The sequence below is a fragment of the Larkinella insperata genome (assembly GCF_026248825.1).
Lineage (GTDB): Bacteria > Bacteroidota > Bacteroidia > Cytophagales > Spirosomataceae > Larkinella > Larkinella insperata.
In genome coordinates this window covers 2,973,846-2,997,828 of record NZ_CP110973.1, presented here as the reverse complement: position 1 = coordinate 2,997,828, position 23,983 = coordinate 2,973,846, and the positions used below count along the sequence as shown (strand labels likewise).

Below are 23,983 nucleotides of genomic sequence, written 5' to 3'. Positions count from 1 at the left end.
TGGATACCTTTAAATTACATTTTTAAAGCGTAAAGCGGGGGATAAGTTTGTGAATACCGACTCAGGAAAGACGAACGAGTTATTTGAATTACTGACAAAGGCAACTCGGGACGCTGTCTGGAACTGGGACCTTGAGGCCAATACCGTCTGGTGGAACGAAGGATATACTACTATGTTTGGGCACCCCGTACCACCGGCCGGCTACGGCCCGGAATCCTGGTACGATTACGTGCATCCAGAGGATAAGGAACAAGTTCTGGGCAGTATTCACCACATCATTGATCAGGGGGGCGAAAACTGGTCGGCCGAGTACCGGTTTCGCCGGGCCGACGGTTCCTACGCGATGGTCTACGACCGGGGATATGTCATGCACCGTAACGGCCAGGCAATCCGCATGGTCGGCTCTATGCAGGATATTACTGAACGCATCGCGCTACAACAACTGCGCACCGAAAGCGAAGAACGCCTGCGCTTTGCGCTGGAATCCGCCCAGTTGGGCACTTGGAACCTGGACCTCACCCGGAACGTCGTCAACTCCGACGACCGCTGCCGGGCTTACCTGGGTCTGGCGGACGGCAACCAACAAACGTTTGACCAGATTCTGCACGCGATTCATCCCGACGATCAGGACCGGGTCAGTAAAGCCGCTCACCGGGCCCTGACTCCCGAATCGGGCGGTGGTTTTGACATTACGTTTCGAACCATTGGCGTTCAGGACGGCAAACTGCGCTGGGTCCGCTTCATGGGTCAGGCGTATTTCAACGCAACCGGACAGCCTTACCGGTTTTCCGGAGTTGCCCACGACACAACGGACGACGTACTGGCGCAGGAGAAAACCGCCCTTTCCGAGCAACAGGCCCGTCTGGCTCTGGAAGGATCGGGGTCGGGGTCGTTTTCGGTCGATCTGGAAACCAACGAAATTCTTTATTCTCCGGCTCTGGCCCGAATTCTGACCGGTACAGATCAGTTAGGACTGACTCGGGATGCGCTGGTGCACCACCTTCATCCGCAGGATGTTCCGATTCGGGAGCAGGCTTATCAGCTGGCGCTGCGCACCGGCACTTTAAGTTATGAAGCGCGTTATGTCTGGGTAAACCAGGAGGTCCATTGGGTGAAGGTACTCGGTCAGTATCTGTATAACACGGCCGGAAAACCGGTTTCTTTTTCCGGTATCGCGCTCGACATCACCCAGCAAAAAGAAAACGAGACGGTTCTTAAAAAAGCCGAAGACCGCTTCCGGAATCTGGTTATTCAGGCACCGGTTGCTATTGGTATTCTAAACGCCCAAACATTTGTTGTTGAGACCGCGAACGAGGCCATGCTGGACTTGTGGGGAAAAGACGCTTCCATCATTGGCCTGCCGCTGCTGAAAGCCCTGCCCGAAATCCAGGGGCAAGGATTTGCGGAGTTATTGCAGCAGGTTTCTGCCACGGGTGTTTCGCACTATGGTTTTGAAACCCTGAGCCGCCTGTACCGCAACGGTCAGTTGGAAGACGCTTACTTCAATTTTGTGTACGCTCCGATGCGCGACGAGAACGGAAACATCACGGATGTGATGGTGCTGGCCATTGAGGTTACTCCGCAGGTGAAGGCAAAACTGGCGCTGGAAGAGAGCGAGCAGCGTTTTCGTAACCTGATCGAACAGGCTCCGGCGGCTATTTCGCTCTTCACCGGGCCCGATATGGTGGTTGAACTGCCAAACGAGATTATGCTCGGGTTCTGGGGGAAAGATGAAACCGTGAAAGGAAAACCGCTGCGGGAGGCCATTCCGGAGCTGGAAGGCCAGCCCTTCCTGGATATTCTGGACAAGGTTTACCAAACCGGCGTCGAGTACGCTTCGCAGGAATCCGAAGCCAAACTCATGGTAGACGGCAAGCTGCGTACGTCCTATTTTAACTTCACGTATAAACCGCTGCGTAATTCCGACGGCGAAGTTTACGCGATACTGGATGTGGCCATCGACGTTACCGAGCAGGTCCAGGCCCGCCGGGAGGTTGAAGCAAGCGAGGCCCGGTTTCGTACGCTGCTCGAAGCCATTTCGCCCATGACCTGGACCAACACACCCGCGGGCGAAATCACGTTTTACAACCAGCAGTGGTATAATTATACGGGTTTGGACGAAGAACAAACCAAAACTCGGGGCTGGCAGGCGGTGGTGCATCCGGATGATTTACCGCCCACCCTTGAGGCATTTCAAAAAGCCCTGGCGTCGGGGGAGGTTTTTGTGATTGAAAACCGGTACCGACGGGGCAGCGATGGTACATACCGCTGGCACCTCAACCGCGCCTTACCCATCCGCGACAAAACCGGGGCGATTACGCGCTGGGTCGGCACGGCCACCGATATTCACGAGCAAAAACGAATTGAAGCCGAGTTGGAAAGTCAGGTGCAGGCCCGCACCCAGGAATTGAATGAATCGAACCTGGAGTTACGCCGGTCTAACGAGAACCTGACGCGGTTTGCCTACGTGGCCTCCCACGATTTGCAGGAGCCGTTGCGCAAAATTCAGTCATTCGGGAGTTTACTCCAGACCCAGCACGCTGCCAATCTGGGCGAAATGGGTCAGGACCTGATCAACCGGATGCAGGTGTCGGCCGGGCGGATGTCGGAATTAATCCGGGATTTGCTGGCATTTTCGCGCGTTTCGACCCACCAGAAAGTTCACGATCCGGTTTCACTTGCGGAAGTCGTCGCCACCGTACTGGAGACGCTCGAATTGCAGATTCAGCAGTCGGGGGCTACCATTCAGCACGATCCGCTGCCGACCCTTCAAGGGGATGCTTCCCAGTTGGGTCAGCTTTTTCAAAACTTATTGTCGAATGCGATCAAGTTCCGTCGGCCGGGTACAGCGCCGTTCATTCAGATTAGGTACACGACCCTGATGGCGGAGGATCTGCCGGAAAAAGTTAAATTGCCCCGGCCTGCCAGCCGCTACCATCTGATCAGCGTGATTGATAACGGCATTGGTTTCGACGAGAAGTACACGGACCGGATTTTCGAGGTGTTTCAGCGGTTGCACGGACGATCGACCTACGGAGGTACCGGCGTTGGGCTGGCAATTTGCCAAAAAGTAGTCGAAAACCACGGGGGGACGATTACGGCCAACAGCCAACCCGGGCAGGGCAGCGTATTCAGGATTTATCTTCCTCTCTGATCCAAGCGGTTGTTCATTTCAAAACCGCTTGGGATAAGCAGCCCGCATAGGTTACGGGCAAAATCCTGCCAGGCCGTATAGTTGTTCGGCTTAACCCAGCACCAGGCCACATTCAGTTTCTGGCAATAGGCCTCCCAGCTGGGGTCAATCTCGGAACTCATCCAGGCCAGCGGAACAGGATCCAATGCGGATTTGGCCCGCAGGGCATGGGTCAGTTCCAAGCCGTCCATTCGGGGCAAACGGTAATCAATCAAAATCAGATTGGGTAGCATTTCAGGTCCATCCAGATGCTGCAAAAGACTTGCGGCATCAGTAAACGGATTGATCTGACAAATTCCACCAATCTGTAGCATCGCTTTTTGCAGTAGCCACAAATCATCCTCATCGTCGTCTACTACCAGTATCAGTGGCTTCATAAAATCAATCAACTGCAAGCGTCTGATCAACAGGCTCACTATCTCATTTTTTTGGTCCGTAAAAGAACCCTTTTCCCATAAACACGTTTCTGGGCCGTTTGTTTGATTTTTCTGTGCTAGGAGCTGGCGCCTGCTAACGGAGGATCAACCTTTCACGCATACCCACTCACGCCAACTGGTAAGAGCGACACTTTATAACTAGGCTCGAATCATTTATTGCTGCGCAGGCTTCCCTACGGACGTTGTTTGTTAAATGAGACAACCGTTCTCTTATTTTCATTACAGACCAGGAAGCGCAACAGGAAGCGGGGATTACCCCCTTTTAACGGGGAAGAAACAGGGATTTGTCAGCAGACCGGTTGTCTGACAACTACTATGCCAAACAACCGGCAGAAACAACGAAGCCCCTGGAGTGATTTTCCGGCAGATAAAAACTACAAGGCGGTCTGAATATTGTGCTTTTTGAAAAAAATTTTATGAACTGAACTATAAACTACATAAAATGGCACTGAAATTGGATGAACTAAAATGAACCTTATTCACAACCTTACAACAAATTGCGCGAAAGGCAACGTGTTTTGTAGGGCAGGTGAGTTATCCTCCATATTTGAAATGTCTTTCTGGTTTACTCAACACAACCGTATTCAAACTGAAATTACAAAGACTCTTCCTGAGGTCGCTCCGCCGTCCCTTGATTTGGAAGTATCGGAAATCGCCAATGAAGCGTTCCTGAATCGTTGCAAGATCTGGGAACAAAAACGGCTTTCCTTACCACAGATTATGGCACAGGCCCGTTGGTTCGTCCTCTGGCACCAGCCTTCCGGGGGAGCGACTCCCTACGGATTTGCGGTTTTGGAGGAAGGCCCCGATGCGGTTTACGGCTATAGCCTGTGGGCCCGTCAGAGCGGTCGGACTCAACGAATTGCAACGGCAACCGCCAAAAATGTATTGGATGACTACTTACAGGCCGATCGCTGCGAACTAACAACGGAGGCAGGTCGGGTCCGTAAATTTTTACAGAACGTCACCCATCAATTGACGAGCCCGTTGTAATGCAACCCAAAACTGATTCATTACAACTTCGAGGGTATAAATCACCTTTACCGCTCTCCGACCTTATTTGGCTGGAGGGTAACAGTAATTACAGTTTGTTGCACCGACACAACGCGCCTAACTTGATGACGGCCAAAACGCTGGTCCGGTGGCAAAAACTCCTTCCTGATTTTATTCGTATCAGCCGGGGGGCGCTCGTTAATCCGCATCATATCCTGCGTTTTGAACGGTTATCGACTTACCAGGTCGAAATTACGCTGACCAACGGCCTGGTTTTATCGGTTGCCCGTCGGCGCATTTCGCATGTATTCAAAGAACTTCAGGAGTTGGACTAACCGGCGGAGGTTCCGTGCGGTCTGGCGTGATTCCGAATGTGGCAGTAATCCAGGCGGTTCAGGTAGTCCCCGCTCACTTTTATACTGCCATTTTCGGCGATGAGGGAAAGGCTGTTTTCGATTCCGCTATCCCAGGCAGCCGTCGCAAAGTTCAGGCAACCCGTTCCACCACCCGACACGTTGAACGTTACAAAACCGTTATCTCCCACGGCATTCGGCTGATGGACGTCTACCAGCCGGGCTTCGGCCGACCGGATGCAGCCAAACAGGTCATTCAGCAGGTCGATATAATAGGCGATGTGCGTATGCAGCGCATCGTCGGTACGTTCGCGGTGGCCAAACCAGCTTCCGGAAGTATAATACTGTCCGTCACGCTTCCAGTAACAGGTAATTTGTACGCGTTTGATCTCACCCAGTACCCCGGATCGGACGACATCTTTCAGCTGGTGCAAAGCCGTTGAATACCGATGGGGAGAACGGGCACCCCTCTCCTGCCCGCGCATTAGGGCTAGTTGTAGGGCCTGTTCTCCCCCCGGATACCGTGCCACCTCTTCAGAATGGGCTTTTCGGATAAGCTTGCATGGCACAATTACACCCCGAATCGGCTTTCCTGAAGAGTTCATCGTGTAATAGCTATAGTAAGATAGGACATAGAAAATGCTGTAATAACGTGGATCATAACAGTTGTCACCGCCATTGATCCTTCAATAAACCGGATGACTCCGCATCGCACTGGACTTCTCGTAGCCGGTCGTCTGGCCATTGTCGCGCGGATCACCAGACCAATAGGTATCCTGAACGGAATTGAAAACGATGTTCAGTTTAGGAAACCGGTTTTCCTGATAAAGCGAATCGATCAGTTTGAGGTAACGAAGCGGAGTGACACCCTGCCGAACGGTATACAACGTAACGTCGGCAAACGGCCCGATCAACTGCGCGTCGGTTACCAGACCAACCGGCGGTGAATCGATCACAACATGATCGAACCGCAGGCGAAGTTCCGCAATCAGTTCGCCCAGCCGCGGACCGCTGAGCAATTCGGACGGATTGGACAGCACCGGCCCGCCACTGATCAGGTTCAGGTGTTCGAAACCCGGTACCTGCTGAATCACATTAATCAGGTTTGCTTCTCCGGCCAGGTAGCTACTGCTACCCTGAAAGTTTAGCGCGTGCATCATTGCATGTAACCTGGGCCGACGCAGATCCAGGTCAACCAACACCGTTGAGCGACCTACCAATGCCATACTTGCGGCCAAGTTAAGCGCCAGAAACGATTTGCCTTCACCGCTCAAACTGGACGTCAGCAGCAGTACCTGGCTGTCGGCGGGGTTTTTACGCAGTAATTGCAGGTTGGTCCGCAACGCCCGAATTTGTTCGGCAGCCACCGACCGCTTTTGCCCATCGACGATAAGGGGCCATTTGTACTGGATATAGGCGATCTCACCCATGACGGGCGCAGCTGTAGCCTCGCCGATCTGGCCCCGCTCAGCAATCCGCTTATTAAAAAGCCTGGCAACGCTGATCACGGCCGTGGGAACCACCAACCCAACCAAGCCGAATGCCAACAAAACCAGAGCCTTAACGGGTTTTATCGGTTCCGGGCTACGGGTAGCCGCATCAATCACGTGGCTGGCCGAGGTTAGGGCCGCATACGACAAAGCAACTTCTTCCTGCTTCTGCAGCAGATACGTATGCAAACTATTTTTGATGGCGCACTGCCGGACGTTGTTCGTCAGTTTTTGGTCTTTCTCCGGCAATAGGCCGATCTGCCCATCGTACTGCCGATTGGCTAACCGAAGTTGGTTTTGCTCGTTGGTCAGGCTAGTCCGTAGAATAGCAGCGGTTTTCGCGATGCTGGATTTTGCGAAGGCAATCTGGCGGTCAAGCGACTGCACGATAGGATTCGATTCGGCGCTTATGCCGGCCAGCCGATCTCGCTGAAGTTCGAGTTCCCGAACTTTACCAATCAGGGCAATCAGTGTAGGATCACTAAACTCCAGGGTAGCCGGCACTGGCTCCAGACCCGTCTGTTTGTGCCGAACGTATTGTTCCACATCCCTTAGCGTACTTCGCTGAATGGCGATCTGACTAAGCTGGGCATCGTTGCTCTGTACACTGTTCAACAACAAACGGGCTTTTGCGCTAACATCGGCAACTCGATGACTGGTTTTATACTGCTCAACAGCCCGCTCCATGACAGTTATTTCACCGGCAACCACTTTAAGGCGTGTCTGGATGAAGCACAGGCTTTCAGCCAGCATCCGACTTTTATCTTCGGTGGCGGCCGAATGATAACTGGCGATCATCTGATTAAGAAGAGCCTCACCTCTTGCCGGAACGGCATCCTCCGCAGTCAGCAGCAAAACCGTTGATTCTTCGCTACTGGGTTCAATCGTCAGCCTACGCTGATAGTAGTCAATAGCTTCCAGATCGGGCATTACCTGGATGGTCAGCGGTTCATTTGCGTAATCAACCGGCTCTTTGACCAGTACCTGCAACTGCCCGAAAGGGGTGCTGATACTCCGGTTAGCAGGGTATATTCGATCGTTTAATTGGATGAAAGTGGGGCTGACAATACCGATGTGCAGATCGGCTCGGTATATATTGGCGGTCGGATTTTGCAGGATAAGCCGAAGGGGGCTGTCTTCATAAACTTCTCGTTTTCCAAACGGCGTGTCGCGAAAATAACGAACGTTCAGTCCGAGCGTATCGATTACTTTCTTCAATAGTGAATTTGATTTCAGTATCTCGAGCTCGTTGTCAATCACGGTGTTTGGATCATCCGCATGCGTCCCTTCTGTTGTAGTCTGTAGGGATGTTGCCGGTTCATCTTTCACCAGCAGACTCGCCTGAATCTGATAGATGGGTTCTGTAATCCAGATGTAGACCAATCCGGTAATCAGCATCGCAACCAACGACAGCAAATACCAATACCCGTGTTTCAGATAGGTCCGTAGCCTTCCCTGCTCCCGGGTCGACGTAATCTCACCTTGCGGATATTTTGTATATGAGTTTGATGAATTCATGGGACACACCTAACGAAACGGGAAAACCGGCCGACTTATCTGTCAGTGGGAACCGAACCCACTACCTATTACCCATCAGAGGAAATTACTCAAATACCCAAGCAGATTTTTCAACCAAAATTGAACGGAATCTTGGCCCAACAGGGCCTCAACGTAGCCATTGAATTAGTACGAAAGAGCAAAATTAGCCCAAGGGTTCTCTGATTGTGACTAGAATTAAACTTCTGCCTACAACAAAGCTACGTCAATCTTGAACTACCTTACAAATAGGATACGAGAATGTTATTATGTGGAAGCAAAAAAAATTTACCATTTTACAGCAATTTCTACGTTCACGCACTTTATTCAAACCATCCCTACTAATAGAGTCAGGTGCTTGGGCTGGCGTTTCTGATCATGATCGGTTTTATGCTGATTGCCGAAGGAGCTCACCTGGCGGAGATTGTCGTCTTCAACAACGCCATCGGTTCGGTTCCTAAAGGCTACCTTTACTTTGCCATTGCCTTCTCGCTGCTCGTCGAGTTTCTTAACATGCATTTGCGCAAAAAGCAGCAACCGGTTCAACTGCGCGGCTATGAAAAGCGCGCCAGACAACAGGGGGTTCTTTAGCAGAGACAAAAGAAGTGAGACAAGAGATGGAAGACGTTTCGGCACGGTTCTTTCATCACTTGTCTCACCTCTTTACTTCGCGTTATAACTTTCCACCACCGCCATCAGGCCATTTTCATCGCCCAGGTTCAGGTCTTTTTCCTTAATGGCTGTTTCCAACCGGTCTTTCTGATCGGACAATGCGGCCAGAACCGACTTTTTATTCTTCTGAATCCGCTGAACCGTTCCATCCGGTTTAACCACAAAATACAGTTCCTGCTTCTGGAATTCTTTCGTTACCGTGGCGGAATTGAACGGTTTATTTTCGGTCATGTTTACTTTGTACTGCTTCAGCAGCTTGGCCGGGCCATCCACCAGAATCTGGTAAAACGTGGTAGGCGTGTTGTTATTGACGGCGGCAAAACCGTTCCGGAAAACCATCTCTCCGCTGTCGATAATCCGAAATTCTTTCAGGGCTCCCGGACTCAGTCGGTAGGTCTGATTGTTCTGCATGTATTCCAGTTCACCCCCGTAGACGTCGTAGCGCAATTTCAGATTGGGATATGATTTGTTGTTGGCCGCCGTTACCGTCCCCTCCTTCCAGGCTTCGTTCAGATACGGCGATCCCTGCACGTCCACATACTTGGTAGCCCGCAGCACCTGACCATTCACATCCGTCAGAAAAACGCCCTGCGCTTGCGATCCGGTTGTCAGGCCCAGCAGGAGCAGGCCCGAAATCAGCATTGCTTTCATTAGAAAATCCTTGTTTAAACTGTTGATAGAGAGCCTATAGGCCGTATGGCCGTACAAGATAACGAACCAATCCGAAAAGCAGTACGCTTTTTTTGTACCTTTACCGCCGTCAAAATCTGCCCATTTTTCTTCGCTTTGCAACTCATTGATCAACTGAACGATAGTATACGGAGCCTGGCCGGTTTCTGGCCGGAGCTTGCGCTGGTTTTCGGAATTTGTATCGTTATTCTGGCGGATCTGGTGCTGATGCCCCGTTCAAAAGTCCGGCAGTTTGCTCCCAGTCCGGACCATGATCGTGATTCGTTCAGTCAATTGACTGGTACCCGAAACCGTTCTGTTGTCTACGCGCTTTCGCTAACGGCGGTGGTGGTGGCTGGCGTCCTGCTGGCCATCCAGTGGAGTCTGCCCCGGGGTTTTCTGTTCAGTTCGTCCCTGCTGCTCGATAACCAGGCGGTATTTTATAAGATGGTGGTTACGCTGGCGGCTTTTTTCGCCATTCTGCACGCCTGGCTGCTGCCCCCGCGAAACCGCTTCCCGCTCGACTGGCTCCCGATTCTGCTGGCCCTGCTCCTGGGCCTGTATCTGATGACGATGGCTGTCAATCTCCTGACGGTTTACCTCAGCATTGAGCTGGTTTCGATTAGTTCCTATTTGTTAACGGCACTTTCTGCGGACCGCAAAGCGTCGGAAGGAGGACTGAAATACTTGCTTTTTGGCGCCGTCAGTTCGGCCATCATGTTGTACGGCATGTCGCTGCTGTACGGTCTGACCGGCACGCTCTCCCTGGCGGAGTCGGCCGAGCCCCTGACCAGCAATAGTTCGCTGGTTATTTACATTGCGGGTTTTCTGACGCTGGCCGGTATTTTGTTCAAGCTGTCGCTCGTCCCGTTTCATATCTGGACGCCCGACGCTTACGAAGCCGCTCCGACGCCGGTTGTGGCTTTTTTCTCGGTGGGACCCAAAGCCGCAGCGCTGCTGGTTCTCATGCGGGTTCTGACGGCCCTACCCGTCAATTTTCAGGTTCCGCTGGCCGTTATCTCCCTGGCCAGTATTACGCTGGGTAACCTGTCGGCGCTCTGGCAGACCGACGCCAAACGTCTGCTGGCCTACTCGTCCATCGCCCACGCCGGATTTCTGCTCGTGGGGATTGTGGGATTCAATGAAACGGGGTTTGAAGCCGCTACGTTCTATGTCGCCACGTACGTATTTATTAATATGGCGGCTTTTCTGCTGATTGACCTGCTGGCCCGCCAACGCGACGGCCGGCTTACGCTCCAAGATTTCAGCGGTCTGGGGCACACCCACGCATTTCTGGGCGTTGCAATCACGGCGGTTATGATTGCCCTGACCGGCCTGCCACCAACGGTGGGCTTCACGGCCAAGCTGCTGGTTTTTTCCTCGCTGCTGGAAGCATACCAGTCAAACGGGAATCCGTGGCTGCCGGCCTTGTTTGGTTTCGGTCTGCTGAATGCCGTTATCTCCCTTTTTTACTACCTTCGGATACCGTTTCTGCTGTACTTCCGCCCGGCGGCCACCGACCTTTCAGCCCATAAAGCTATCAGCCGCCCCCAAGTGGTTTTAGCGGCTGTGCTGACGGTGCCGGTAGTCCTGCTGTTTTTTAAACCCGACTGGTTGTTGCGGTGGATCGAACGGTTATAAGTCCCTTCTATTCTGCGAATCCATGAAAAGCCTCATCCCTAAACTTTGCCTCCTGATCGGCCTGTTTTTCGTATGCCCGCTGCTCAGCGCCCAGACACCCGCCGACAGCCTGTTTCCTGTTCGGGGTTTCTGCATTGGTTCACCCCGCCCCGACCGCGTGGATGAGTTTGTAACATTCATTGAAAAAGAACTGGCGCCCCGGCAGGTAAACACGCTGATTCTGCGGGTTGATTTTAACTACGAATTTAAGAGCCACCCCGAACTGCGCGACAGCGTTGCCCTCTCGAAGCGGGACGTCCGGAAGCTGGTCCGGGCCTGCCAGGCTAATCGCGTTCGGCTGATTCCGCAGATCAATTTGCTGGGTCATCAGTCGTGGGCCAGCCAAACGCACAACTTGCTCCGGGTTTACCCGCAATTCGACGAAACGCCCCACGTCAAAATGCCGGAGAAATACCAGTGGCCAAACGCGGATGGTTTGTATTGCAAAAGCTATTGCCCGCTGCATCCGGAAGTTCATAAAGTTGTGTTCGATCTGGTTGACGAAATTTGCGATGTTTTTGAAGCGGATGCGTTCCACGCCGGAATGGACGAGGTTTTTTACATTGGTCACGACAAATGCCCGCGTTGTTCGGGGCGCGACAAGGCCGAGCTGTTTGCCGGGGAAGTCAAAACGATCCGGGACCATCTGGCCCAGAAAAACCGAACTTTATGGATCTGGGGAGACCGGCTGCTGGACGGCAAAACCACGGGGTTGGGTATGTGGGAAGCCAGCATGAACAACACCCACCGCGCCATTGACCTGATTCCCAAAGACGTATTGATCTGCGACTGGCACTACGAGCGCCCCGACCAGACACCGGTTTATTTTGCCATGAAAGGATTGAAAGTCATGACCTGCCCCTGGCGGATGCCGAAAAATGCCGTCTTGCAGGCACAGGATATGGTTAAATTCCGGGCCACGGCCACCAACGCCATGAAAGGTAACTTTTACGGGATGATCCAGACAGTCTGGTCCGATGCCGGTTCATTTCTAGACGAGTACTATGACCGGACAAAAGCCGATGATACGGGCAATACGGCCTCTAATTGTTTCAGGGCGCTTTACGAAGAAATGAACAGACAGGTTTCGACAAAATAAATTCGACGAAAACCGTCCTTACCAACAATAAGGCAGGTTTTTTGTACGTCTGAAATGGTAGACAAAAAAAGTCTTGTTAACGGTAAAGGTTCGACTTTGTCCTTTTCGTAACTTTGCCTTAACTTCAATTGAACGAAAATCAATCTTCGGAAGTTACCTTCATAACAACTAAAGCACCAGGCATGAGCGACGCCATTAAGCACGAGTGCGGAATTGCCCTGATCCGGCTCCGCAAGCCATACCAATATTATATCGATAAGTATGGCACTCATTTATACGGCATCAACAAACTGTATCTGCTGATGGAAAAACAGGTAAACCGGGGCCAGGACGGCGCCGGGGTTGCCAACATCAAAATTGACGTCCCCCCCGGCCACCGCTACATTAGCCGCTACCGTTCCGTAGCCAGCCAACCGGTCGCCGATATCTTCCAGAAGATTAACAAAAAATTCCGCAAAGCACTTAAGAAAAACAAGGATAAAGCCCGCGACGCCCGCTGGTTACAGGAAAACCTCGCCTTTACGGGTGAAGTTCTGATGGGCCACCTGCGTTACGGAACCCACGGTGCCAACGAAATTGAAAACTGTCACCCGATGCTCCGTCAGAACAACTGGCGCAGCCGCAACTTGGTGATAGCCGGTAACTTCAACATGACAAATGTCGATGAGTTGTTCAAGAAACTGGTTTCGTTGGGCCAACACCCCAAGGATGAAGTGGACACCGTCACCGTCATGGAGAAAATCGGCCACTTTCTGGATGAAGAAAACCAGCGCGTGTTTGACCGGTTCAAGGGTATCTACGAAAACCCCGACCTATCGGACATTATTGAAGACAACATGGACCTGAAACGGGTGTTGCACCGCTCCTGCCGCGATTTCGACGGCGGGTATGCGATGGTGGGCATGACGGGTTTTGGAGCCGCGTTTGTTGCCCGCGATCCGTCCGGGATTCGGCCGGCGTATTATTACGCCGATGATGAAGTGGTGGTGGTAGCCTCCGAAAAACCGGCCATCAAAACCGCCTTCAACGTTGAGTACGATCAGATTCACGAAGTGAAACCCGGTCATGCGCTAATTGTTGACAAGTACGGCGAATACGGCGAACACGAGTTCGTCAAACCGACGGAAAAGCGGTCATGCAGCTTCGAACGGATTTATTTCTCGCGCGCTTCCGATCCTGATATTTACAGCGAGCGTAAAATGCTCGGTAAGCTGTTGATTCCGCAGATTTTGCAGGAAATCGATTATGACCTGGAAAATACGGTGTTCTCTTACATCCCAAATACCGCCGAAACCGCCTTTTTTGGCATGGTGGAAGGGCTGGAAGAACACTTGGCAAAACAGCGCAAAAAAGCCATTATGGAAGGCATTCTGTTCGAGAAAGATCTCGACCGTGTGCTGTCGTTCCGGCCGCGGGTTGAGAAACTGGTTTCGAAAGATGTCAAACTTCGGACGTTTATCACCGATGATTCTCAGCGGGACGAGATGGTCTCCCATGTGTATGACACCACTTTTGAGGTGATCCGGAAAGGGGTCGATAACGTGGTTGTCATTGATGACTCGATTGTTCGGGGTACTACGCTGGAAAAGAGTATCCTTAAAATGCTCGACCGGCTGGGTCCCAAGAAAATTATTATTGTTTCTTCTGCCCCACAAATTCGCTTCCCCGATTGCTACGGTATCGATATGTCCAAAATGAAAGAGTTTGTGGCATTCCGGGCAACGTTGCAATTGCTGAAAGAAAGCGGTCTGGATAACCGGGTGGATGAAATCTACGCACAATGTGTCGCGGCCATCGAATCCGGCAACGCTTCCGCCGTCAACTACGTTAAAGCGCTGTACGAACCGTTCACTCACGAACAAATCTCGAACAAGGTTGCGGACATTGTGACACCAAAAGACCTGAAAGCGGATGTGGCGGTAATCTTCCAAACGGTCGAAAACCTCCGCAAAGCCTGCCCTAATCACTCCGGCGATTGGTATTTTACGGGTGACTACCCAACTCCGGGTGGTAATAAAGTTGTCAACAAAGCCTTCGTTAATTACATGGAAGGTAAAGGCGTACGGGCCTACTAAGAGTAAGGCGGGGCCATCCGTCAGTAAGTACAGAGTGATGAGTTGGCTAGTTCCCTACTCATCACTCTTTTTATTTCTCCCATTTTAGCCCGTTGATGTTTTGCCCGATTAACTTTCCGGTACTCAGGCCGGTTTCGTTATCCTGCCGGGTGTGGATTCCGCCCAGGTACCGCGAATACGCCGACTCTTCAGCCGCCTGCCAGAACGAGGTAAAACTGCGCGCTTTGAAATCCGTATTCCGTTTCACATCCCGAACCCGGCTAACGTGGGAGTCATCGGTAAATGAGAATGATTCGCCATAGATGCCGGTTAAAACGATGGCCGTAGCCGCTGATTGCGTCGCGTGTCCGGAGGTGTATCCGGGAAAAGGCGGAGCCGGCCAGAACGGTATCCAGGTCGGATCGATCGTTCGGCGCACAAAGGTGTAGGGTCGCTCATTGTTGAAAACATATTTACATTTCCAGCAAACCGTAAAAGCATCGGCCACGGCCATTCCCGTCCGCGCGAACGTTTCTGCCGCCGTGCCCAGATCGGCCTTGGCCGTTTGAACCGCTATTCGGGCCAGGCTGTACGAATGCCCCGGGGGCGTAAAGGTTTCACTGGGGTCGTCGGCCCACCAGATTGATATTTCCTTCTCCGTCTGCGTCAATGACTTATTTTTAGTGTACACTTCCAGATACTGAGCGAAGTATTGCGATTTCACATCGGCCGATACCAGAAGCGGCTTGGGCATCGGAAGCACAGCATTGCTAATCAAAAAGGTTCGGTTTCTGCCCCAGTACGGCTGCATCGGAATTTTCCGCCCGTTTTCTGTTGTTTGCCAGGAGCCATTGAAAAGTGGAAGTTTGTAATCGGCCGGAAAATTTCGATTGTAGCCTTCATGACCGCCATCGGTTTTAGACCATTCGAAAACTGCATCGGCAACTTGTTTTCCAAAAGCTGTCGATCGATCCAGGATCACATCGGCCGTGTTTTCAGCCCGGAACTCAGTCAGGAACCGGTTTTCCAGCGAGTCAATTTTTGCCTTATTGATTACGCTGGTATTGGCAAAGAGTTTGCGCAGGATTTGGGCTTCAGCCGCATTGGCCGCGGCCGCCCAATGATAGTCAACATTTGCCTCGACCCGTGGTAAATCCTTCAACCCGTTTAACTGGCCGGCCAAAGATTGATGCGTTGGCCGGCCCGGGACAACGGCTTCGTACATTACCAGACCACTGTAGCCCAAGGATCGGGAAGCAACCGGTGGCGTAAACCCCGCCGTATGCTGAATCAAGTATAATTGTAGTGTCGACCACTGTACGGCCACACTGGCTCTGTATTGATCAGCCGTTTTCGACTGGGGCGCTAGTACATCAGCATCGTCACTCCTGCGACAACTGTTTAATCCAGTCAAAATAAGGCTTAGTAACACTATTTTATTTGCTTGGTTAAGCAAGCTTTTAATTAAAAACTTTGTGGATCGCTGTCCTATAAATTTCATCATGCTGAAAGAGGATTAACAGTGGATGGGATTAATGAAGCTCAAGCGTCGAAGGTACAAAAACATTGCCAAAACCGACCGGAGTTGCGTACCTTTGAGTTATGCGTATTCCGGAAGAAACCATCGACCGCATCCGTCATTCTGCGGATATTATCGACGTTATCAGTGATTATGTCTCGCTTAAAAAGCGGGGGCAAAACTGGATTGCCTGCTGCCCTTTTCACAACGAAAAGACACCGTCGTTCAATGTATCTCCCAGCCGGCAAATTTACAAATGCTTCGGCTGTGGTAAAGCGGGCGATCCTGTACGGTTTGTGATGGACATCGAAAACATCGGCTATCCGGAAGCGCTGCGCCATTTAGCGAAGAAATACGGCATTGAAGTAGCTGAAGAGCAGCTTACGCCGGATGAGCTCATCAAACAGAATGAGCGGGAGAGCTTGTTTATTGTCCTGAACTTCGCGAAAGATTATTACCAGTCTCATCTGTTAACCTCCGAAGAAGGGCAGAGTATCGGATTGAGTTATTTCCGGGAACGCGGCTTTTTGGATAATACCGTCCAAGCTTTTGAGTTGGGGTATAGTTCAGACCAATGGGATGCTTTGCTTCAGGAAGCCAGTCGCCGGGGTTATCGCCAGGAGCTGCTTGAAAAAGCCGGCTTGGTCGTATCGAGAGAAGGTGGAAAAGTATACGACCGGTTTCGGGGCCGGGTTATCTTCCCCATCCACAACATCTCCGGCCGGGTTATTGCCTTTGGTGCGCGTATTCTTAAAGCCGATAAAAATCAGCCTAAATACCTCAATTCTCCCGAAACCGAAGTCTATCACAAGAGCCAGGTTCTGTATGGTATTTTTCAGGCGAAAAACACCATCCGTCAGGAAGATATTTGTTACCTAACGGAGGGCTATACGGACGTGATCTCTCTGCACCAGGCAGGGATCAAAAATGTGGTTGCTTCTTCGGGAACATCTCTAACGATAGAGCAGATACGCCTGATTAGTCGCTTTACTCAAAACGTAACCATTCTATACGACGGTGACGCTGCGGGTATCAAAGCGGCTCTACGGGGTTTAGACATGGTCTTGGAAGAAGGGCTAAATGTAAGCGTGGCAACGTTCCCTGATGGGGATGATCCAGATAGTTACGTGCGAAAGGTAGGCGCTGAAGAGTTTCGGAAATACCTCAGCCAGCACTCCAACGATTTTATCACGTTTAAAACCGATATCCTGCTGAGAGAAGCGGGCGACAATCCGTTCAAACGAGCGGAGATTATTTCAGAGATCATTCAAAGTATTTCAAAAATACCTGATCCGATCAAGCGGCAGGTGTTTTTTCAAAAAACCGCGCGCCAGCTCCAGGTTGATGAGCAAACGCTGATTTCGGAAAGTAACCGGATGTTGCTCAATCAGCAAAAGCAGCAGATTAAGCAACAAGAAAAAACGGGATCTTCAAACCGGGCCAATCAGCAACCTTCCGCTTCCCCTCCGCCCGATTTGACCGATTTATTGAACGAGTTTCCGGTCGAGTCGGCCCCGGTAGCTCCTAAGAATGCAGACCCCTTAAATTCTAAAAACCGCTCTTCCCTTTCCTACCAGGAAGAAGAATGCATTCGGCTTCTGGTTAATTATGGTGCTCATGAACTGGAGCCGGACATTTCGGTCTGCCATTACATCCTGAGTGAACTAGGTACGATGGAATTCGTAACGCCAGTGTTTAATAAAATGCTGAATGAGATTCGGGAAGGTTTTTTAGCCAGTGAGATTCGAACGGCCGATTATTTCCTGCGTCACAGCAACCAAGAGTACCAGCATCAAGCGATCAGCCTGGTTACGGTTCGACATCAGCTCAGCGAAAACTGGCAGAAGCACGAAATCTATGTGCCAACAGAAGTTGATAAATTAGCGGATGCCGCCTTTGGTAATATCCTGCGCTTGAAGAAAATGGTTGCCGAACAGCGGATGAGAGAAATAAAGCAATCAATCAGCCAAACGAACGATCCTGCAGAAAGCGATCGGCTTATGCTGGAGTATATGCACTACAAAAAAGTAGATATTGAAATCGGCCGGTTGCTGGGAACCGTTATTTCATAATACTGATGAATAACTAACCCGGAAAGCCATGGAGGTGACTTACGATTAGGTATTCATCAGTACTGGTTGATAATCAGGCAGCCATGCTGTCTAATCTCGATATTTTCTTTACAAAACGACGTAAAGTATCCTGGCTGATAGGCTTAGGAAGCTGGTGGTTGATCTGCTGCAGCGCCTGACGTGGTTCTTTTGGAAACGACTTCATCGCTTTCATCACTTTTTCAACGTGCTGCTGATCGTCTGGGTTCAGTTTCGGCTTCAAACCACGACCTGGTTTGTCCTGCAACCCCTGAACACCATCTTGCTGCCAGCGATTCATCCAGTTATAGATACTGCGACGATCTACGGCGAACATCTCCATTAGTTCGGTAACCGTTAATCCGTAGTAGCTATAGAGTACACACTGGCAACGTTTTTTCAATACATTGCTCTGGCTCTCACGAATCGTCTGACGGAGTTGCTCAATTTGTTGTCCAGTTAAATTTTTAACGTTCCGCATTGTTATTGATTTAGTAGTTGAGTTCTCTTGAGTCTCGCTGGTGAATTACAAGTGAAAACTACGTCGTCAATTACTATATAAAAAGTCATTTCGTACAGAATAACCACTTTTCCGCGTGAAATAAACAAAATTGCCGTATATAGCACCCAATTTTTCTGTCGGCCCCCTCCACAAATCTTATGTCATTCGTAAGTAAGAAGACCCAAAAGAACCAAAGCAGTATTTTGTTGATTTCACACAGAAAAGTAATGATTTCAATTTGCTCGATGAATATCTAAGGACTGTTAATTTGTGGCTTCAAAAGAAAGGCTGCTATCTTTATCATGAACAATACAAATTCAAAACTGGAGTCGTCTTCACCTTCGTTTTCTCTTAAACGAAAAGACTTTTCCATCTTAGTAGCCCAAGCGGAATTGTTCACTTGTGAGGTATTGTGTCAATTACTAAAAGAACAAGGGTATAACGTAGTTGGGAAGGCAATAGAAATGGAAGATACGCTTCAGCAGATCAGGGTAAAGCAACCGCAGTGTGTGATACTGGAGTCTGAAATCTCCGGCCGACGGAGTGTTGATATTGTTCAGCAGGCTCGCTCGGATAATCAACGGACAAAATTTATATTATACACGAGCAAACCTGATTTGAAGTTGGTAGCTAATGCTATGCAACAAGGCTTTTACGGATTTTTGTACGCAAATGATGGTTTGGACGAGCTTTATAAATGCTTTCAAACCATTAGCAGCGGTGGTTACTACTATAGTCCGGGCTTTTTGCTGCTACTGAAGAATTATGGAATGAATGTGATGACCGATGAAGTAAAGCAACAATTGAATCGGTTGACGGAGCGGGAGATTGAAATACTTCGCCTGATAGCGGAGGGCACACCTGGGCATGAAATTGCGGACCGGCTATACATCAGCTATCGGACCCTGGCGAATCATAAGACTAATATGGCCCAGAAGCTAAACTTGGGAAGTTGCCGTAATTTGGCGCGGTTTGGAATTTCTGTAAAAGATTACCTGTAAGAACAAACTCAGGCTATAGCGCACTTTTACAGAATTTCACTTTTAGGGGGAAGATACTCAACCTCTTGGACAGAGAACCGAACAAGTCGGTTTTTGAAATCCTGAAGTCGGGCACGGGGCATATCGGTTTCGTCATTGTTGGGAGTCCGCATTCGGATAATGTATTTACCATTCTCCCAGTGAGCGTAACTCGTAACGAAACTTAGATTGATGATGCAATTACGTTTGGTTCGGAAGAACATTTCCGGGTTCAATTCCGCTTCCAGTTCGTTCATCGTTTTAGTTATGGCAAACCGGCCCGACGGATGAACAGCGTAGTAATAGCGATCTTCGGTTTCAAACCAATAACAATCCTGAACAGCAATGATGGTTTCACCATGAGTGCTTTTCACCTTCAAGTGTGTCAGATGGGAGCCAGCTTGCGGAATCAAGGACTGAAAAGGATTAACGGATTCACTACTCCGTTTACGTTGCCGGCGTTTTTCGAGTAGATCAACCAGCAAAGATCCGTTCACGGCTCCGTATCCCATGATCAGAACCGGTATCAGATACATAAAATAAACCTTGATGTTGTATGTGCCTTGAAGGTAATTTTCTAAGTAAAAAGAAAAGCTATAATTCGGAAATTCTACCAGCAGATACCGGATGGTTTGCGTTATCGGATTAAACAGAAAGAACGCAAGCAACATGACGGGTAAAATTTTCACCTCATAATTCAGAATATTTTTGGGAGTCAGCTCAAGATTTTTAATCCGGCAGGCTTCATGAAAAGTATTCAGTAGCATCAACAGAATGATGAGGGTAGATACTTCCGGCAAGAGCATACCCCGAAATATAATCCATACATAACCCAAAAAGCCGCCAAACTTCTGGACTATGTCCAACTTCTTTTCAAAAGCGAACAGCCAGTTGAATGCCTCAAAAGTCAGTACTGCCAGTAGCAGAATACTCAGACTCTTAAAAGGCCTTCTTACATACGTCAGATTTAGCGGTACTTCGGTCATATTTACTCTAAATCTTGTTCTTTCTAATTGAACTCTGCTAAGTTACTAACAAATAATAGTAATTAGTTACTAGAGCCGCATAAATTTTTAGCCAAAACCTGCTATTCTCTAGCCTCCCTTAACCCGGTAATTTTGTCTTAATCAATCGGCAGAATAATCCCGGGTAAAAATGGTCGATTGATGAATTGTTTCATTAAATCACTCAATATCATCTATCGTCATGAAAAAGAACTTTGTTATCAAATCAGCTAAACAAATGTTGAACGCGGCTACTACGAACTTGAATGTAATAGCCAAAAATGAAACCAATGACAGTGCCTGGGTAGCCGCAAAAGGCTCAAAAGAACAGGTTTGCTGCGAATGGATTCCCACATTCCTCGGCCTACAGCCGAATGCTGACCAATTGGCACTTTCTTAATCTATACTGTTTATGAGCAACTTCGTGCATCAATATCAAAGAGAATTGGATCGTTGCCGACAACAATTCGAATCCTTGGACCTTCGGAAGCAGAAAGGTTATCTCTTTAAATTCACTACGTTCTCAGCAAGTGTTCAGAATATCTTGCCAGAGATTCCGATTGAGAAGCACGAGGAACTTTTTCAGAAATTGCTGCTTCAACAGGTCTATACCACCTTTGATCAGCAATTTCTGACCGCTAACGATCTGATTCAAACGAAAGGACCAGTTCAGGAACTGATTACTAGCCCACGGCCAAATATTTATTGCACTTTTCACTTAGGCTCTTACCGGCTAATGGCTACGTATCTATACCGAAATGGCCTTGACGTTACGCTGATGGTCAGTAGTGGTACCTATCAACAACAGGGAAAGGACATCTGGACAACCATTAAAGGGCTTCAGAAAAAGCATAAGCTAACCAACTCCTTTCAAATGCTGGATGCTGAGCAGCCTTCATCGACTCTTCAGGTTATCCGTGCATTGCAAGCCGGAACGTCACTGGTTATCTTTATCGACGGTGTTACCAGTACTACTGGAGTAAACCGCCAGGAAGATAAAGAAGTCCAGGTACGGTTTGGAGCCCAGAATGTCTGGGCTCGTAAAGGAGTTGGTTTTCTTTCTCATTTGACTCAAACGCCCATTATTCCGGTGATTGGTTATCGGGAAAAAAACATGAACAATGTGTTATCCTTCCTAGATCCCATTATCCCCGAGGCTGGTTGCGACCGCGAATCGTATTGTCGGCGCAGCCTTCAACAGATTTATGATCTGTTTTGGCATTACTTAACCAAGTACCCCGAACAGTGGGAAGGATGGAATTACATTCACAAATTCCTTGACCAACACGAACTAGAACAACACGCTGATTCTCACAAGTTGCAGCGTCATCGGCTCACTAAAAGGGTAGCTTTTAATCACGAGCGTTATTCGATTTGTGATTTAGAGGAAGCTCCTATTCTCTTTGACCGTCGGCTGTACCTCACCTATGAAATTTCTTCCGATCTGCGTGATTTTTTGCTACAGATAGGAACAATCGAAACTCCTGAAGAAGCACTGGGTACTGATTTATACCTCGACCTCCTATCCAAGCAGATTATTTCTTAGTTCTGCTGCCTCTACCAAAGTTACTTAATGTTACCCTTTAAGTCGGATTGAGAACATCTGTTCAAATCCGACTTTTCTTTTGTACTATCTCAACAATACTTCTCATTACTAACTTGACTGGCATAAATTTTGTAACCATTCAAGTGGAAATGTATCAATGAGTGTCCGGCAATTCAAAAAAAGGCAACTTGACGAATTCCAACTCTATAGAAGTTAAATAACAAAAATCCTATTTAACGTTTATTTTACGGACGGACCTCTTGCTTAATAACAATTTTTACTAAATTTGAATTAATAATTACGAACAAGCAGTTTTGAGATTATTATATCTGAATGACTGATAATTCTCTTAAGCTGGATGACTAGAAATATGGTGGTTTGATACGTTATAATTAGATCAGCAGTATTTCCAAATAGTTACTTACTTTAGCTGTAAAGCTCTCTATCTCTGTCTGCTACATATTTCATTTCAACAGATGTTGAAATTATCAAAAGCCTAATGAATGGTCGTCAATGGAGACGAACGAGAACCGTTTCTTGAGGTATTAGACAGCATTTTATGCTAGCTAATTGATTGATGAAAGGTTTGCTCCGATGTAACCGGTGCGAAATTGTCCGTCGCGGTTACGGCAGGGAAATTTAATTGTAAAAGGGTCAGAATTTTTGCCAAGGTGCCATCGCGCTGCCAGCGACGGAAACGATCATAAATGGTTTTCCAGGAACCGTAACGTTCAGGCAGGTCACGCCAGGGCGCCCCGGAATTTAAGATCCAGAGAATACCATTAATGGATTGACGGTGGGAACGCCACGGACGACCCGGGCGATTGTTAGAGGGCATCATATCCTTTAATTTTTCCCACTGGGAGTCGGTCAATTCATACTTTCGCATGGCAAAAGAGACAAGAGATAAAGATTAATACCAGAATATCGGACTAAGTAATTGCAAAAATAAATTCCTAGTTCGTACACTGCCGATCGTGAAGTCATGCCATCTGCCGGACAAAATCAACCGGTGAAAAGTCTGATAACTCAATCGACACCGAAAAATGAGAAAATATTTTTGCAATTCCTAAAATCGACAGCCATAAATTTAGGATACGGTACGTATTTTGTTACTATGAAAATGAAACACCTAAGAAATTTTTTTTGCGTTTTTCATTCTTACTTTAAATAAACAGGCTAGAAAGGGCTTCTGATGGGGCAGTAGGCTCCTGGGACACGTCTTTCTGTCGGATAAATCAGTATCTATAAAGGTTATTTAACATAAACACATGAAGAATTGGAATAGGCTCGTATTCGGCTTAATGGTTATCGGCTTCTCGTCCTGCATCTCCCAAAAACAGATCACTTATTTTCAAGGTCCCTCCTCTGACAGCACGGCAATCGTTCAGGAGATTACAAACCGCTATGTACCAATTATTCAAGTTAATGACTTATTGGGTATAAACGTTAATAGTCTAAACCCGGAGGCCAGTAGCTTCTTCAATCCCTACGCCGGTATCGAACAGCGTACAAACTTAAACTCTTTCCAAGGGCAGGTACCCGTAACAACCGCTGTGGGTTACCTGGTGGATGCAGAAGGCAATGTTCAGTTACCCTTAGTTGGTAAAATAAAGATAGTGGGTCTGACATCGGCTGGGGCACGGGATGTAATTCAGCAAAAACTTAAAAATTATTTGAAGGAACCGACCGTAGCGGTCCGATTTTTGAACTTCAAAGTATCGGTACTGGGTGAGGTATCCCGGCCGTCGATGTTCAGCGTTCCAAACGAACAAATGACGCTCACAGAAGCTCTTAGTTTGGCTGGCGACATTACCATTTACGGTCGACGCGACAATGTGTTAATCATCCGGGAAACGAATGGGAAACGGGAATTTGGCCGTGTTAATATGAACCAGCGCGATTTGTTTAAATCACCTTACTACTACCTACATCCCAACGATGTAATCTATATAGAACCGGGAAAAGCCCGTCTGGCGTATGCAGACCGCTTTTACACAATTCTACCGTCGATTATTGGTGCACTGTCTTTTATAGCAGTTATTCTTCGTCGTTATTAACCAAGTTGCCATTAAGCAGCTAAATCCAATTCGGATCAACTGCTATTTAACAAGCTTCCAATTACTC

At 48.8% G+C, this 23,983-nt stretch carries 19 protein-coding genes and 1 pseudogene; 12 read left to right on the top strand and 8 right to left on the bottom strand.

Annotation, left to right across the window (positions count from 1 at the left end; all coding sequences use genetic code 11):
• The first annotated feature begins 49 nt into the window (after positions 1-49).
• Complete coding sequence (locus OQ371_RS12150; protein WP_265994035.1) at positions 50-3,154, top strand: PAS domain-containing sensor histidine kinase; 3,105 nt, start codon at positions 50-52, stop codon at positions 3,152-3,154.
• On the opposite strand, the gene OQ371_RS12145 is transcribed toward OQ371_RS12150, so the two are convergent.
• Positions 3,139-3,609 (bottom strand): response regulator, encoded by a 471-nt coding sequence (locus OQ371_RS12145; protein WP_265994034.1) that lies wholly within the window; start codon positions 3,607-3,609, stop codon positions 3,139-3,141. The genes OQ371_RS12150 and OQ371_RS12145 overlap by 16 nt on opposite strands.
• A 489-nt stretch (positions 3,610-4,098) precedes the next feature.
• On the opposite strand from OQ371_RS12145, the gene OQ371_RS12140 reads away from it, so the two are divergent.
• A complete protein-coding gene (locus OQ371_RS12140) occupies positions 4,099-4,623 on the top strand; it encodes a hypothetical protein (protein WP_265994033.1) in 525 nt (174 codons plus the stop codon).
• Positions 4,623-4,958, top strand: coding sequence for a LytTR family DNA-binding domain-containing protein (locus OQ371_RS12135; protein ID WP_265994032.1), 336 nt, complete (start codon positions 4,623-4,625; stop codon positions 4,956-4,958). Before OQ371_RS12140 ends, OQ371_RS12135 begins: the two co-directional genes overlap by 1 nt.
• Here OQ371_RS12135 and OQ371_RS12130 read toward each other — a convergent pair.
• Together OQ371_RS12130 and OQ371_RS12125 are read right to left on the bottom strand one after the other, a co-directional pair.
• A complete protein-coding gene (locus OQ371_RS12130) occupies positions 4,955-5,581 on the bottom strand; it encodes a Gfo/Idh/MocA family protein (RefSeq protein WP_265994031.1) in 627 nt (208 codons plus the stop codon). The genes OQ371_RS12135 and OQ371_RS12130 overlap by 4 nt on opposite strands.
• An 81-nt stretch (positions 5,582-5,662) precedes the next feature.
• Positions 5,663-7,984 carry a GumC family protein gene (locus OQ371_RS12125; RefSeq protein ID WP_265994030.1) on the bottom strand — a complete coding sequence of 774 codons (2,322 nt, stop codon included), beginning with the start codon at positions 7,982-7,984 and terminating at the stop codon, positions 5,663-5,665.
• Between the two features lie 369 nt (positions 7,985-8,353).
• On the opposite strand from OQ371_RS12125, the pseudogene OQ371_RS12120 reads away from it, so the two are divergent.
• A pseudogene (locus OQ371_RS12120) lies at positions 8,354-8,593 on the top strand (TerC family protein); the annotation flags it as partial.
• A gap of 72 nt (positions 8,594-8,665) precedes the next feature.
• Here OQ371_RS12120 and OQ371_RS12115 read toward each other — a convergent pair.
• Complete coding sequence (locus OQ371_RS12115) at positions 8,666-9,325, bottom strand: hypothetical protein (protein ID WP_265994029.1); 660 nt, start codon at positions 9,323-9,325, stop codon at positions 8,666-8,668.
• 135 nt (positions 9,326-9,460) lie between these two features.
• On the opposite strand from OQ371_RS12115, the gene OQ371_RS12110 reads away from it, so the two are divergent.
• The 3 genes from OQ371_RS12110 to OQ371_RS12100 all read left to right on the top strand — a co-directional run bounded on the left by OQ371_RS12110 (position 9,461) and on the right by OQ371_RS12100 (position 14,197).
• On the top strand, positions 9,461-10,984 hold the full coding sequence (locus OQ371_RS12110) for an NADH-quinone oxidoreductase subunit N (RefSeq protein WP_265994028.1): 1,524 nt from the start codon (positions 9,461-9,463) through the stop codon (positions 10,982-10,984).
• 22 nt (positions 10,985-11,006) lie between these two features.
• On the top strand, positions 11,007-12,122 hold the full coding sequence (locus OQ371_RS12105; RefSeq protein WP_265994027.1) for a family 20 glycosylhydrolase: 1,116 nt from the start codon (positions 11,007-11,009) through the stop codon (positions 12,120-12,122).
• A gap of 182 nt (positions 12,123-12,304) precedes the next feature.
• Positions 12,305-14,197 carry an amidophosphoribosyltransferase gene (locus tag OQ371_RS12100; RefSeq protein WP_265994026.1) on the top strand — a complete coding sequence of 631 codons (1,893 nt, stop codon included), beginning with the start codon at positions 12,305-12,307 and terminating at the stop codon, positions 14,195-14,197.
• 70 nt (positions 14,198-14,267) lie between these two features.
• Here the strand turns inward: OQ371_RS12100 and OQ371_RS12095 are convergent, their stop codons facing one another.
• Positions 14,268-15,338, bottom strand: a complete 1,071-nt coding sequence (locus OQ371_RS12095) for a vanadium-dependent haloperoxidase (RefSeq protein ID WP_310586633.1) — start codon at positions 15,336-15,338, stop codon at positions 14,268-14,270.
• Between the two features lie 440 nt (positions 15,339-15,778).
• Between OQ371_RS12095 and dnaG the strand changes: the two genes are divergently transcribed.
• On the top strand, positions 15,779-17,767 hold the full coding sequence (gene dnaG / locus OQ371_RS12090) for a DNA primase (protein WP_265994025.1): 1,989 nt from the start codon (positions 15,779-15,781) through the stop codon (positions 17,765-17,767).
• 73 nt (positions 17,768-17,840) lie between these two features.
• On the opposite strand, the gene OQ371_RS12085 is transcribed toward dnaG, so the two are convergent.
• The gene (locus OQ371_RS12085; protein WP_265994024.1) at positions 17,841-18,266 is read right to left on the bottom strand and encodes a helix-turn-helix domain-containing protein; all 426 of its coding nucleotides are present in this window, start codon (positions 18,264-18,266) and stop codon (positions 17,841-17,843) included.
• A 323-nt stretch (positions 18,267-18,589) separates the two neighbouring features.
• On the opposite strand from OQ371_RS12085, the gene OQ371_RS12080 reads away from it, so the two are divergent.
• On the top strand, positions 18,590-19,288 hold the full coding sequence (locus OQ371_RS12080) for a response regulator transcription factor (protein WP_265994023.1): 699 nt from the start codon (positions 18,590-18,592) through the stop codon (positions 19,286-19,288).
• Between the two features lie 26 nt (positions 19,289-19,314).
• On the opposite strand, the gene OQ371_RS12075 is transcribed toward OQ371_RS12080, so the two are convergent.
• Entirely contained in the window at positions 19,315-20,292 is a 978-nt protein-coding gene (locus OQ371_RS12075) for a LytTR family DNA-binding domain-containing protein (protein WP_265994022.1), read from the bottom strand.
• Positions 20,293-20,512: 220 nt separating this feature from the next.
• Here OQ371_RS12075 and OQ371_RS12070 point away from each other — a divergent pair, with 220 nt between their 5' ends.
• Complete coding sequence (locus tag OQ371_RS12070; protein WP_265994021.1) at positions 20,513-20,710, top strand: hypothetical protein; 198 nt, start codon at positions 20,513-20,515, stop codon at positions 20,708-20,710.
• A 12-nt stretch (positions 20,711-20,722) separates the two neighbouring features.
• On the top strand, positions 20,723-21,856 hold the full coding sequence (locus tag OQ371_RS12065; RefSeq protein ID WP_265994020.1) for a lysophospholipid acyltransferase family protein: 1,134 nt from the start codon (positions 20,723-20,725) through the stop codon (positions 21,854-21,856).
• Between the two features lie 562 nt (positions 21,857-22,418).
• Here the strand turns inward: OQ371_RS12065 and OQ371_RS12060 are convergent.
• Entirely contained in the window at positions 22,419-22,745 is a 327-nt protein-coding gene (locus OQ371_RS12060; protein WP_265994019.1) for a transposase, read from the bottom strand.
• A gap of 382 nt (positions 22,746-23,127) precedes the next feature.
• Here OQ371_RS12060 and OQ371_RS12055 point away from each other — a divergent pair, with 382 nt between their 5' ends.
• A complete protein-coding gene (locus OQ371_RS12055) occupies positions 23,128-23,916 on the top strand; it encodes a polysaccharide biosynthesis/export family protein (RefSeq protein WP_265994018.1) in 789 nt (262 codons plus the stop codon).
• Positions 23,917-23,983 lie beyond the last annotated feature (67 nt).